Genomic DNA, 12,385 nt, shown 5'->3' with positions numbered 1-12,385 from the left:
GGTGAAATATATTGCCCTGTATCCTTATCATAGTAGCGAAAGCGATTGTAATACAAGCCACTTTCTTTATCTTCATATTGTCCGGAAAATCGAAAATGGCATTCGGTATATTCAGGATCGTTATCGGCATAATCATCATGAGATTGCCAAAACGCCATTTGTCCCCAGGTATTTAACCGTCCTGCCCAGCTGACAATGCCTTTTTCGCTAAAGATTTCGCGTGGCGTGCCTTGATGGTCAGTGACGACATAATGCAGTTTTCCACGTTGATAACGTGCTGTTGGGGTAATTTCATTGGGTTGGTAGAGCCACTGAATTTGAGCGTCATAAGCGGGTGTGCCATCGGCATAAATCGGAGTTTCCTGCACCATCTGGTCGCCAGACCACAGGTAATCAACACGCTGAATGCGTTTGTTTTTAAACGGTGAATTGGGCGGTGTAATAGGGTGATTATCGACCACCTTGCTTTTACTGAGGCGTCGTCCAAAGGCATCGTAAGTGTAACGCCAGCATTCCCCTTCAGGGTTAAAACAGGCGATAAGTTGGTTAAGCGTATTCCATATTCCATTGGTAATACCACGTTTTTGCCCGAAAACCGTGTTGGTGAACCACTTTTTGGGTTAATCGACCATTAATGTCGTAGTGATAGTCTTGATAACCTTTGGCGGTGATACGGCGAGTGACACGGCCTTTTTGTTGGCGACCTTGCGGATCGGTAACTGTGGTTAAATTACCTTTGTCGTCGTAGGTCAGTTGCCATTTATCGCCAAAAGGGGAGACATAACAAGTGAGTTGTCCATTGTCATTATATTCATAACCCACTTTACGCTAAGGAGTTTGATTTTTGCTTTTTCGATTTCTTTCATTATTAATTAACCATGAACAAATTTATGGTTGGCAAGTATACACTATTCTACGTAAGAGCGTGAAAAGGGGCCGGTTTGTTGCATCAAAGCTGATATTGAATTCACTATTTTTTCTTATTGAGCATCGACTTTAAATCAGCAAAAGGATTATAAGTGGCTACACCGACATCATCTTGTGCATCTTCACCAGCGACAACAGTTGTGCCGTATTGGTCTGCTTCTGTGTATTTAGAGTGTTCGTGATCATGGCAAAACAGACACAATAACTCCCAGTTACTACCGTCTTCTGGGTTATTGGTATGGTCGTGATCAATATGATGAACGGTGAGCTCACGTAAGTTCGAATAGACAAACTCACGCGCACAACGTCCACATACCCATGGGTAGATTTTCAGTGCTTTTTCACGGTAGCCACTTTCCAACCGTGCATAGTTTTTTGGGATCAGAGCCATTGTTAGTATTACCTGTTATAAGAGAAAGTTTAACGATAGTTTTTTCAATATACTCTGAATGCACGGATAGGTTCAATCTCATAAGTCCTGTTTACTTCAATAAACCACCAATATTACAATCTGATGCACTCTTGGAAATTACAGGTATAATTTTAAAAATGACTGAGCAGATTTAGGCATAAAAATGGCAAAACTTACCTTACAAGAGCAAATGTTAAAAGCAGGGCTTGTGACCAGCAAAAAAATGGCAAAAGTCCAAAGAACGGCAAAAAAATCACGTGTTCAGGCACGAGAAGCAAGAGAAGCCGTAGAAGAAAATAAAAAAGCCCAACTTGAGCGCGATAAACTGCTGAGTGAGCAACAAAAGCAAGCAACCTTATCTAAAGAATATAAAGCGCAAGTTAAACAACTTATTGAGATGAATAGAATTACGCCAGCAAAAGGCGATATTGATTTTAATTTCACTGATAACAATGTGATTAAAAATATCGTGGTGGATAAACTGACGCAATCTCAATTAATTAGTGGGCGCCTCGCCATTGCTCGTTTGGATACTGCAAATAAAACGGAATACGCGATTATTCCAGCCAGTGTGGCGGATAAAATTACACAAAGAGATGTGGACTGTATCTTGTTAAATAATACACTTAGTAAGACAGAACAAGATGAAGACGATCCTTATGCTGATTTTAAAATACCAGATGATTTGATGTGGTAATAAGCAATGTAGCTTATTACCTCAAAGGCATAGTTTGTATACGCATTGTGCTTTATACTGCATCTGGAAATTTTTGTAGATAAAACGATTAAGTAGGCGATAATGGCAATGAACGGAATAATCACAAAGTGGTTTGAAGATAAAGGTTTTGGATTTATTAAAGATGAAAATGGTGACAACCGTTATTTTCATGTGATTAAAGTTGCCAACCCTGCGTTGATAAAGGTAGATGCAAATGTCACCTTTGAACCGACCACCAATACCAAAGGTTTATCTGCGTATGCGGTTAAAGTGATACCTGATAGCAAATACGTTTATATTGCAGGCGAGCGAATTAAGCTAACGTCAATTAAATCCTATCGAATTTACAGTGAAGAAGTGCCTGCCGATACGCGTATTGATAAAGAAAATACGGTACTTTCTGTGGGTATTTTAATGAATAGCATTAGACCCAAATCAGCAGATAACGCTAATGATATGCGTATGTTGAGAAAGCTTGCGATCACCACAATGCACGGTACAGAGATAGTTTTTACGGAAGATGAACTTGATATTGAGGAAACCGTAAAAGCACTTAAACTCTAATATCGATATTTAAAACGGGCTCTCGCAACGCGCTTTTATTGGTGCTTGGCTAATAGGGTGAACAAAATGAAGTTCACTCGCATGAAGCATGAGTCTTGGAGCCCGTTTAGTTTCTTCAATTAAGTCGCAGTCGCACCCACCATATAAATCACAACCTAAAATAGGATGCCCTATAAACTGGCTGTGAATACGTAGTTGATGAGTCCTTCCTGTTTCAGGCATAAATTGTACGCGGGTTAAAGGTAATAACGTTCCATTTTCTTGTGTATGATATAAACGTTCAATAACCTGATAACCAGAGCGTGCTGGTTTACCATTAAGGGAGCAAATCGACATACGTGGAAATAGAGCCGGATCTTTTGCTATTGATGCATCTATTATGCCTTCATTTTCCTTCAAATGGCCACACAGTAGCGCACTATATACTTTGGTTACTTTACGTTGGCTAAACTGCTGACATAAAAGAGCATTGATTGACTTATTGCGTGCCACAACCATTAACCCTGATGTCCCAAAATCAAGCCGATGAACAAGCGTACATCCCGGAAATAGCTTCACTAATCGATAATGTACTGAGTCTATATTTTGTGGATTTTTTCCTGATAAGCTCAATAATCCTGTTGGTTTATTAATAAGAACTAAATGCTCGTCTTGATAGAGGATCTCGATTTCATCATGGCAAGGTGGGGCAATAAAAGTATCGATAATCGTAGACATCAGCTTATCCGCAGAAAAAGAAGGAAGTGGATGATAGCGAATTTTAAGTTAACAGGCGAATGTAGAGATATACTCTTAATAATTTGAATATAATGATTATAAACTAATCTTGGGGACAACCAATGAACAATGAAATCCATTTTAAATATTATGACATGGTAGAAGAGTATTCACTGGAATCAACCGAGCCTGTTGCTGAATCTGAAGAAGATGCACTTGCTCTCTATTTTCAATTACTGCTTACTCGGCTAATGAACAACGAAGAAATCAGTGAAACGGCGCAGCAAGAGATGGCAAAAGAGGCGGGTATTAATAAAAAACGTATTGATGATATCGCGATGTTTCTTAATCGCTGGGGTAATGAATAATACGTATTGAGCTCATTAAAAAAATGGGCTCAATAATAGCTCAATTCACAAAAAACAACGCTAATCCTACATAACTGTATGATTTAACGTATACTCGTTATTGATTTTATTTCACATAAGCGTACGAAAAGAACGGACATACTTTTGGAATGTTCGCCTCTTTATCGGATGTTTTATATTCAATTGGTTGGGTGAGATATGCTGGATTTCCTAAAGAATTATGACAATTTAACCATCAGCGAAAAAAAAGTATTAAAATATCTCACCGATAATATTGCGGATATACCCTATTTAAATATTAATGATTTAGTTGCAAAAACCTTTGTATCAAAAACGGTTATCATTAATTTATCGCAAAAGTTAGGATTTAGCGGGTTTAAAGAGCTTAAATTCCAAATTAATAATTATATATTGACGCAAAATAAAATTGAGAAAACGAGCACTGCATCTTATAAAAAGCAATTAGAAAAAAATATTAATAAAACATTTACTTTAATTAATGAAGAGCATATTCGAGAATGTGCGAAAACCTTACGTCACTCTAGAAATATTTTTATTGTGGCAAGAGGAACGAGTAAAGCGGTCGGTTATTACCTGGAACACCTTTTATTTGCTTTAGGTTTACACTGCTTTTTTATTAATGATTATAATTTATCTGATTCATTTACTCGCCTTGTTAATGAAGATGATACGGTTATCTTTATCTCCCTTTCTGGTGGCACCAAGAAAATTATAGAAACAGCAAAAATTGTACAGTTAAAAGATGCAAATATTATTAGTATGACGGCATTTAACACCAATGAATTAACGAGTTATGCAAGCCATGCTCTGTTTTGTTTTGCCGATAATCACGATACCAAAAAAGACGATACTAAATCACGTATTGGTTTTTTTATGCTGGTGGATTTACTGATAAATGAGTTAGAAATTTTACTTTAAGTTTTAATAGGCGGGCAATTCTATTAATTAAATCTTCTTTTTATTCTTAATATGTAAAAAGCATTAATCTATCTGATTAAAATAATGATAAGTTATTTTAAAAACAACCTTCTTTTTTCAATATTAATATTAAGATCTAGGATCATTCTTCATTACCGAAATAAAAAATTGTCAATTATTATTAATTGAAATGTTTATTAAAAAGACCTAAGTCATAAAAAATGACCTGAGATAATATTTAAAACCGCCACGTCATTCATTTCCTATAATCCCTAAGCTAGAGTACCTCAGTAATTCTTTTATATTCGAGAAGTCATAAGGAAAAAAATATGGCCAGGAAAAAGTTCAGCGAATCTATTCAGCGCTTTGGTAGAACCCTACTTCTACCAATCGGTGTATTAGCACCTATCGGTATGATCTTGGGGATCAGTGGTGCTTTAGTTCAGTCTTATATGATTGCACGCTTTCCTTTCTTAGGAAATGAAACAGTCAATGCTTTATTAGTCAGTATCCGTTCTATTGCAGGTGTGGTGTTTGACAATATTCCACTTCTATTTGCAATGGGGGTGGCATATGGAATGAGCCATAAAGATAAGGGGATCGCGGTCTTTGCCTCCGTGGTGGGTTATTTAACCTTGATAAGTACAATCAATATCTGGTTAGTATTGACTGGAAAACTGGCTGATCCTGCCATTATGACGCAGGTTGGGCAAATCAAGGTTCTGGGTATACAAACCATGAATATCAGTGCCGCAGGGGGGATTATTACAGGATTAATCGCCGCATGGGCAACGGATAAATTCTATAACCTTGAATTACCAACGGCATTTGCCTTCTTCTCTGGGAAAAAATCTGTCGCCATTATTATGGTTGGATTAATGATTGGCGTAGGTGCATTGTTGCCATTTATTTGGGAAGTATTAGTCATGGGCTTAACTAAGCTCTCAGCTGTCTTCTTAAGTCCTGTTGGGCCTTTCTTTACCGCAGGTGGTGAGCGTCTATTTATTCCATTTGGTTTACACCACGTCTGGAACGTGCTGTTTAGATTTACTGAAGCCGGTGGTTCTTATGTGATTGATGGGCAAACCTATGTGGGTGTTGTTCCAGCAATGACAGAAGTATTATTTAACCAAGGGCCAAGTAGTGAATATTGGGCAATGATGCCAAGCTTGACGCGTTTTATGGCTCAGCAACAAATGTTGGTTACGTTATTCTTATTTCCTGCGATTGCATTAGCAATTTATAAAACCTCGAAAAAAGAGAACCGCGCTGAAGTTAAATCAATGCTGGTGACGATGGTCTTAACTGCAATGTTAGGTAACGTGACCGAACCTCTTGAATTTACCTTCGTCTTTATCGCACCGTTACTTTATTTAATTTACGCGATTATCGTGGGTATTGGCGCAGTTCTGCTCTCTTTTGCTGGTGTTGCAATTGGTTATATCCGAGGCACGGTCTTTGATTTCACTATCTTTGGTTTACTGTACGAACACACTAACTGGATCTTCTTAGTGCTGATTGGTAGTGCACTTGCGGTTGTGACCTACTTCATTTTCTACTGGGCTATCATCAAATTCGATATCAAAACCCCAGGTAGAGAAGAATCAAGCAATATGAAAAACACGCTAATCAAAGAAAAACGTTATGGTGAAATTGCAGAAATCTTAATTCAAGCGTTAGGTGGCAAACAAAACATTCGTAATGTTGATAACTGTATTACACGGCTACGTATTGATATTAATGAAGTTAATCAAATAGATAAAGAATTAATGTTGGAGTCTGGATGTACAGCATTCTTCTTTCCGGCAGCAAACCATGTCCATGTTGTTTATGGCCCTAAAGTCGAATTTGTTCGCAATGCTGTTGATGAAGCAATGAAGAAATAAAAGGATACATGATGAGAGCGTTATACGATTCTAAAAGTAAAACAATCGACGATCGCGGTATAAAAAATCTGCTGTCCAATGAAGCTAAATATTCAACTTGGTTAATGTTTGAAGCAATGTTAGCGCAAGCGCAAGCTGAATATGGTTTTATTCCACAGTCTGCCGCAGATGAAATTAAAGAAAAGGCGATTATTGAGAATATTGATTTTGAAGAGATGAACCGTATTTATCAAAAAATCGGTCATGGTTTTGTGCCTTTCTTAAAAGTACTGGTGAATGCGTGCTCTGAAGAGAGTGGTAAATATGTGCACTATGGCATTACCACGCAAAATATACAGCAAAGTTCGCAGTTGTATATGATGAAAACGGTACACAATAAGTTCATGTTATTATTGAGTGAAATTATTGAAAACTTGTCTAATCTTGCTGAAAAGACAAAACACATGGTAATGGCTGGTAGAACGCACGGTCGTCATGCTATTCCTATTACTTATGGGTACAAAGTTTCAGTATGGATCAGTGATTTTATTGATTGCTACCAACGTATGAAAGAGTGCGAAAAGCGAGTATTCACCATTATGATGGGGGGGGCAGTAGGTGCTTTTAACTCAATGCCAGAAGTTGGGATGAAAGTACAAAAACGTGTTGCTGAATTAGTGGGTATGCAAGCAATGGAAGTGCCATCACGTAATTTAAGCACGCACAAATTAGAATACATGATGAACTTAGCGCTGATGGCAAATATCTGCCATAAAATTGGTGAAGAAGTTTACAGCACTACATTGGAAGAAATTGCTGAGGTTTCTGAAGGGTTTACAAAAGGCACGGTAGGAAGTAGCACGATGCCTCATAAAATTAATCCAAAATTAGCGAAAGGAATTATTGCTAACTCTCAGAAATTATATTCGTTGCCTAATGTGGGAATGTACTCTGCGGTAAGACCATATGAAGGTGATAGCAGTTCTTATATGTTATTCGATGGCTTAATTGAAGAATCGTTAGAATTAACAACAGAAATTTTATTAAGAACAGAAGAGCTTTCAAGAACTATCGTTCCTCATGAAGAGAGAATGCTACATAACGTGATGAGAAATAAAGGTTTAGATAATACTGAATACGTTATGATGAAAATGGCAGAAAAACTGGGTAAAGATAAAGCGCATTCACTGTTATATGAAGAAGCCATTAAAACGGCCGCAGATGGTGAAGATTTTTATACTAACCTGATGAAAAATGACACCATTACCGCGGCTTTTAATGCAGATGAAATTAAGGCCATGCTTGATCCTCGCTCTTATATCGGTTTATCCGTTGAGCTTGCTGAAAAAGAAGCAAAACGAGGTTTTGTGATCTCACAAGAAATTAAACAAAGTTATAAATAACAAAAAGTTATCAATTAGCTACAAATAAACAAGTATCCGTTAAGCATAGAGCCACTTAAATGAGTGGCTCTTTTTAGTTAATTATTAGCCAATCAATCCATGCACCAAAATAATCCCGATACAAATTGGGCCAATATAACGCCAAACCAGTAATAAACATTGACGTTTTACACCTGTGATATTTTCAGGAATTAATGCATTTGCTCTACGTGACCAACCGAAAATTAAGCACATCGCAATACCAAATAAAGGCATTAAAATGTTAGATGTCAGATAATCCAACAAATCAAAAACAGTTTTCCCTCCTAATGTCACATCGCTCATAGGGCCGAAAGATAATGAAACAGGAATTCCCATCAGCATAATGGAAGCCGTAACGACGAGTCCTGCGCGACGGCGTGTCCATTGAAAGCGCATCTGCACATAAGCCACGATATGTTCAAGTAATGAAATTGCAGAAGTTAACGCTGCCATTAATAACAAGACAAAGAAAGTGACAGCTAAAATATTACCACCGGGTAAGTTAGCGAAATAAACCGGCATGGTCATAAAGGTTAAGCCCGGGCCGGCATTGGGTTCTAAACCTGCGGCAGATAATGCAGGGAAAATCATTAATCCGGCAAGTACACACACCATACAAGATAAAATAACTACCCACATACTGGCGTTGGCGATACCTTTGTTATTTGCTAAATAAGCACTGTAAGTGATGTGAATACCTAAACCGATAGAGAGAGAGAAGAAGGCTAATCCTAATGCATCTAACACGCCTTGAGGGGTTAACTTACTGAAATCAGGGTATAAAAATAATTTTAAACCTTCAGAAGATCCAGGTAAGCTTATTCCAACAATAATTAATAAAATCATAATGATAAATAACATGGGCATCATGATTTTGACGGCTTTTTCTAACCCACGTTGCACACCGGCTAAAACGACAAAACAGGTTAATCCAGCGAAGGTCAAGTGAGCCAAAATAGGCCATAAAGGATTGCTAATAAAACGGGTAAAAATACCAGTTAATTCTGCGCTATCTGTAATGTTCAGCTGGCCTGTTGCTGCCATAACGGTATAGCCAATTGTCCATCCACCGACAACACTATAAAAGCTATAAATACACCAAGAACTGAAGACACCAATAACGCCGATGATAACCCAGTTACGTCCCATCATCTTTTTAAAGGCATTAACAGCTTCTGCATGTGTACTACTGCCTAAGATATTTTCAGCCAGTAATACGGCAAGCCCGATAATAAAACTAAATAACAAAAAGACAATTAAAAAGGCACCACCACCGTTATTGGCGGCAACATAAGAAAACTTCCAGATTGCGCCAATACCAATTGCAGAGCCTGCGGCTGCTAAGATATGGCCGATTCGTGATGTCCATTGCTGGCTCATTTTGCCTCCTGCTTTATTTGGTTATTTATGGAAGGCATTTCCAGACCATTGTTTATTGAGAAGACGTTGTCACTCATCATCCTTATGGTAAAACTCAACATCATAGAAACTCCCCTAAAAAATAATTTCACCAGTAGGGGGCATAATAAAAAAGCCACCTAACTGGTGGCTTTTGCAAAAAAATGAACGTGCTGGGCCACCTAATGAAGGAGTAGTAGGTTTAGGCCTAGGAGTCGATTATTGGTGTTCATATTCACCTTTTTGCTCTTTATTGAAATGGATATAATCGCAATACAATATGAAATATTGTTTTTAAAAATGCGTATTTCTTATTTATATCATAAATTCAAACTAAAGAAATAAATTTTGTTAGAACTTGATGTTAATTTTTATTCATAAATGTTTTTCTGATGCCAATGATAGAAATCATAATAAGTTATGGTGTTAACCTTATTTGTGTAAGGTGAGTATCGGCAAAAATGTCGAAACGATTATAAAATGTTATTTCGTTTTTATATCTTGTTGATTATATTGTTAAAAATTAATTGGCATAATTCCTGCTTAGTTGAATGTTCTTTATGACTCTTTTACTCCCTAGTTAGGGGAAAGGATATCAAATGAACAAAATCAACTCCGTCTGTCCTTATTGTGGCGCTGGCTGCAAAATTAATCTCTGTGTTGAAAATGGTCGCATCATCAAAGCGGAAGGTGCTAATGGTGTCACCAATCAAGGGGAACTTTGTTTAAAAGGGCTCTATGGTTGGGATTTTCTTAACGACAATAAACTGCTGACAGCTCGAATTCATGAACCCATGATCCGCCGACAAAAAGGGGCTGATTTTGAAATAGTGAGTTGGAATGAAGCGATTCAATTTACAGCAAAAAAATTATTGGAAATAAAAGAAAAATACGGCGCTAAATCCATCATGTGTACGGGATCTTCTCGTGGTACGGGGAATGAAACCAACTTTGTAATGCAAAAATTTGTTCGTGCCGTATTAGGTAATAATAATGTCGATTGTTGTGCCCGTGTTTGCCATGGGCCTTCTGTTGCTGGTTTACAAGAAACGTTGGGCAATGGGGCAATGAGTAACTCTATTGCCGATATTGAAGATTCAGATTGCTTATTAGTTTTTGGTTATAACTGTGCTGATTCTCATCCTATTGTGGCGCGTCGAGTTGTTAAAGCGAAACAAAAAGGTGCCAAAATCATTGTTTGTGATCCTCGTAAAATTGAAACCGCTAAAATTGCTAATCAATATTTACCCTTAAAAAACGGTACAAATATGGCGTTAGTTAATGCATTTGCGTATACGCTAATTGATGAAAATCTTTATGATAAAGATTATGTTAGTCGCTATACCGAAGGTTTCGATGAATATAAAAAACAACTTGCCGACTATAGTCCAGAAGCGGTACAAGATATTGTCGGTATTCCTGCTATTGAAATCCGTAAGGCGATGCGTACTTATGCTAATGCTAAAACAGCCACCATTATGTGGGGCATGGGGGTAACGCAATTTGGTCAAGCGGTTGATGTGGTCAAAGGTTTGTCAGGTCTTGCATTACTAACGGGTAATTTAGGTAAGCCACATGTCGGTGTTGCCCCTGTTCGTGGACAAAATAATGTTCAAGGGGCTTGTGATATGGGGGTTTTACCAAATATGTTCCCGGGATATCAATATGTGGCTGACGAAAATGTGCGTCAGAAATTTGCACAAGCCTGGAATATTCCTGTTGAACAACTCGATCCTGAAGTGGGATATCGCATTACTGAAGTACCACATTTAGCCATTGAAGGTAAAGTAAAAGCCTACTACATCATGGGTGAAGATCCGCTTCAAACAGAAGCTGATTTAGGCTTAGTGAGAAAAGGTTTTGAGGCTCTCGATTTTGTTGTAGTTCAAGATATCTTTATGACTAAAACTGCCGAGCGTGCTGATGTGATTTTACCCTCAACCAGTTGGGGTGAACATGCAGGTATTTATACTTGTGCGGATAGAGGTTTTCAGCGTTTTGAAAAAGCGATTGATGCGCGAGGTAATGTAAAACGTGACTGGGAAATTATCAGCTTATTAGCTACTGAAATGGGCTACCCGATGTCTTATGAGAATAACGAAGCGATTTGGAATGAAGTTAGAGCATTGTGCCCGCTGTTCTTTGGTGCTACTTATGAAAAATTGGCAGGTTTAGCGCATATTCAATGGCCTTGCACGGATATTGACCATCCAGGTACGCCTTATTTATATTCAGGTAATCAATTCACTACACTCTCTGGTAAAGGACAGTTATTTGCTACGCCATGGCGGGCGCCGGCTGAAGTACCCGATGCTGATTATCCAATGATTTTATCTACAGTGCGTGAGGTGGGGCATTATTCTTGTCGCTCTATGACTGGTAATTGTAAAGCATTAGCATCACTTGCAGATGAACCTGGTTATGTTCAAATTCACCCTGATATTGCTAAAGCCGCTGGGATCCGTGATCAAGATATTGTTTGGGTTGGATCACGTCGAGGCAAAGTGATGTCGCGTTGTCATGTGAATGAGACAATCAATAAGCAAGCGATTTATATGACTTATCAATGGTGGATTGGCGCATGTAATGAACTGACTCAAGATAATCTTGATCCAGTTTCAAAAACACCGGAAACAAAATATTGTGCAGCTAAAGTGATAAAAATTGACGATCAGAAATGGGCAGAAAGCCAAGTTGCTCAACATTATCACACGATGAGAAGTCGTTTAATTAACTTAGTGGAGCAGGCAAAAAAAGCGCCCCATTAAGCTGAGTGTTGATTAAAAATAGAAATGGAGACGATTAAGTCTCCATTTTTGTCTCATATAAATCAGGAAGGTATAACTTTTAGTTTAATTTTCTTTCTCAGCACCTTTCGGACATCACGAGCCACGACTATTAAAATGACATAGGTGATTACGACGAGGAAAAAATAACAAATTAGTTTGATTTACATCGTATTAATAAATAACTCATTTTTTAATTAACACAAGGTGAAAATGGGTATAAAGCCGATAAAAAAGCCTCTTGAAGTAAAACTCCATTAATACCTT

12 protein-coding genes are annotated in these 12,385 nt (G+C 37.8%); 7 read left to right on the top strand and 5 right to left on the bottom strand.

Annotation, left to right across the window (positions count from 1 at the left end; translation table 11 throughout):
• From GWI97_RS18510 to yajD, 3 genes are all read right to left on the bottom strand, one after another.
• The coding region (locus GWI97_RS18510) for an RHS repeat-associated core domain-containing protein (RefSeq protein ID WP_337247646.1) at positions 1 to 461 on the bottom strand (461 nt) is incomplete at its 3' end.
• 85 nt (positions 462 to 546) lie between these two features.
• Positions 547 to 822, bottom strand: a complete 276-nt coding sequence (locus tag GWI97_RS18345; protein ID WP_224215408.1) for an RHS repeat domain-containing protein — start codon at positions 820 to 822, stop codon at positions 547 to 549.
• A 148-nt stretch (positions 823 to 970) separates the two neighbouring features.
• A complete protein-coding gene (yajD, locus tag GWI97_RS06250; RefSeq protein ID WP_036933612.1) occupies positions 971 to 1,318 on the bottom strand; it encodes an HNH nuclease YajD in 348 nt (115 codons plus the stop codon).
• Between the two features lie 184 nt (positions 1,319 to 1,502).
• Between yajD and GWI97_RS06245 the strand changes: the two genes are divergently transcribed.
• On the top strand, positions 1,503 to 2,036 hold the full coding sequence (locus GWI97_RS06245) for a DUF2058 domain-containing protein (RefSeq protein WP_036933614.1): 534 nt from the start codon (positions 1,503 to 1,505) through the stop codon (positions 2,034 to 2,036).
• 102 nt (positions 2,037 to 2,138) lie between these two features.
• Positions 2,139 to 2,621 carry a cold-shock protein gene (locus GWI97_RS06240; RefSeq protein WP_036933615.1) on the top strand — a complete coding sequence of 161 codons (483 nt, stop codon included), beginning with the start codon at positions 2,139 to 2,141 and terminating at the stop codon, positions 2,619 to 2,621.
• Positions 2,622 to 2,630: 9 nt separating this feature from the next.
• On the opposite strand, the gene GWI97_RS06235 is transcribed toward GWI97_RS06240, so the two are convergent.
• Positions 2,631 to 3,338, bottom strand: a complete 708-nt coding sequence (locus tag GWI97_RS06235; protein WP_103005176.1) for an RluA family pseudouridine synthase — start codon at positions 3,336 to 3,338, stop codon at positions 2,631 to 2,633.
• Between the two features lie 122 nt (positions 3,339 to 3,460).
• Between GWI97_RS06235 and GWI97_RS06230 the strand changes: the two genes are divergently transcribed.
• From GWI97_RS06230 to GWI97_RS06215, 4 genes are all read left to right on the top strand, one after another.
• Positions 3,461 to 3,706 (top strand): DUF2543 family protein, encoded by a 246-nt coding sequence (locus tag GWI97_RS06230; protein ID WP_036933617.1) that lies wholly within the window; start codon positions 3,461 to 3,463, stop codon positions 3,704 to 3,706.
• 198 nt (positions 3,707 to 3,904) lie between these two features.
• Positions 3,905 to 4,645 carry a MurR/RpiR family transcriptional regulator gene (locus GWI97_RS06225; RefSeq protein ID WP_036933618.1) on the top strand — a complete coding sequence of 247 codons (741 nt, stop codon included), beginning with the start codon at positions 3,905 to 3,907 and terminating at the stop codon, positions 4,643 to 4,645.
• Positions 4,646 to 4,974: 329 nt separating this feature from the next.
• Positions 4,975 to 6,531, top strand: a complete 1,557-nt coding sequence (locus tag GWI97_RS06220) for a PTS transporter subunit EIIC (RefSeq protein WP_036933619.1) — start codon at positions 4,975 to 4,977, stop codon at positions 6,529 to 6,531.
• An 11-nt stretch (positions 6,532 to 6,542) separates the two neighbouring features.
• On the top strand, positions 6,543 to 7,913 hold the full coding sequence (locus tag GWI97_RS06215; protein ID WP_036933621.1) for a class-II fumarase/aspartase family protein: 1,371 nt from the start codon (positions 6,543 to 6,545) through the stop codon (positions 7,911 to 7,913).
• Positions 7,914 to 7,997: 84 nt separating this feature from the next.
• Here the strand turns inward: GWI97_RS06215 and GWI97_RS06210 are convergent, their stop codons facing one another.
• Complete coding sequence (locus GWI97_RS06210; RefSeq protein WP_036933624.1) at positions 7,998 to 9,314, bottom strand: sodium-dependent transporter; 1,317 nt, start codon at positions 9,312 to 9,314, stop codon at positions 7,998 to 8,000.
• Between the two features lie 617 nt (positions 9,315 to 9,931).
• Here GWI97_RS06210 and fdhF point away from each other — a divergent pair.
• Positions 9,932 to 12,100 (top strand): formate dehydrogenase subunit alpha, encoded by a 2,169-nt coding sequence (fdhF, locus tag GWI97_RS06205; protein ID WP_103005175.1) that lies wholly within the window; start codon positions 9,932 to 9,934, stop codon positions 12,098 to 12,100.
• Positions 12,101 to 12,385: the final 285 nt, after the last annotated feature.

This window comes from Proteus sp. G2300, from assembly GCF_009915965.1.
GTDB classification, from domain to species: domain Bacteria; phylum Pseudomonadota; class Gammaproteobacteria; order Enterobacterales; family Enterobacteriaceae; genus Proteus; species Proteus vulgaris.
Note: the sequence above shows the minus strand (reverse complement) of the source record. Positions and strands in the feature narration are given on the sequence as shown.

Excerpts from the sequence above, each read along its gene's own strand:
- yajD (WP_036933612.1), bottom strand. The coding sequence starts at position 1,318 with ATGGCTCTGATCCCAAAAAACTATGCACGGTTGGAAAGTGGCTACCGT.
- GWI97_RS06245 (WP_036933614.1), top strand. The coding sequence starts at position 1,503 with ATGGCAAAACTTACCTTACAAGAGCAAATGTTAAAAGCAGGGCTTGTG.
- GWI97_RS06240 (WP_036933615.1), top strand. The coding sequence starts at position 2,139 with ATGGCAATGAACGGAATAATCACAAAGTGGTTTGAAGATAAAGGTTTT.
- GWI97_RS06235 (WP_103005176.1), bottom strand. The coding sequence starts at position 3,338 with ATGTCTACGATTATCGATACTTTTATTGCCCCACCTTGCCATGATGAA.
- GWI97_RS06230 (WP_036933617.1), top strand. The coding sequence starts at position 3,461 with ATGAACAATGAAATCCATTTTAAATATTATGACATGGTAGAAGAGTAT.
- GWI97_RS06225 (WP_036933618.1), top strand. The coding sequence starts at position 3,905 with ATGCTGGATTTCCTAAAGAATTATGACAATTTAACCATCAGCGAAAAA.
- GWI97_RS06220 (WP_036933619.1), top strand. The coding sequence starts at position 4,975 with ATGGCCAGGAAAAAGTTCAGCGAATCTATTCAGCGCTTTGGTAGAACC.
- GWI97_RS06215 (WP_036933621.1), top strand. The coding sequence starts at position 6,543 with ATGAGAGCGTTATACGATTCTAAAAGTAAAACAATCGACGATCGCGGT.
- GWI97_RS06210 (WP_036933624.1), bottom strand. The coding sequence starts at position 9,314 with ATGAGCCAGCAATGGACATCACGAATCGGCCATATCTTAGCAGCCGCA.
- fdhF (WP_103005175.1), top strand. The coding sequence starts at position 9,932 with ATGAACAAAATCAACTCCGTCTGTCCTTATTGTGGCGCTGGCTGCAAA.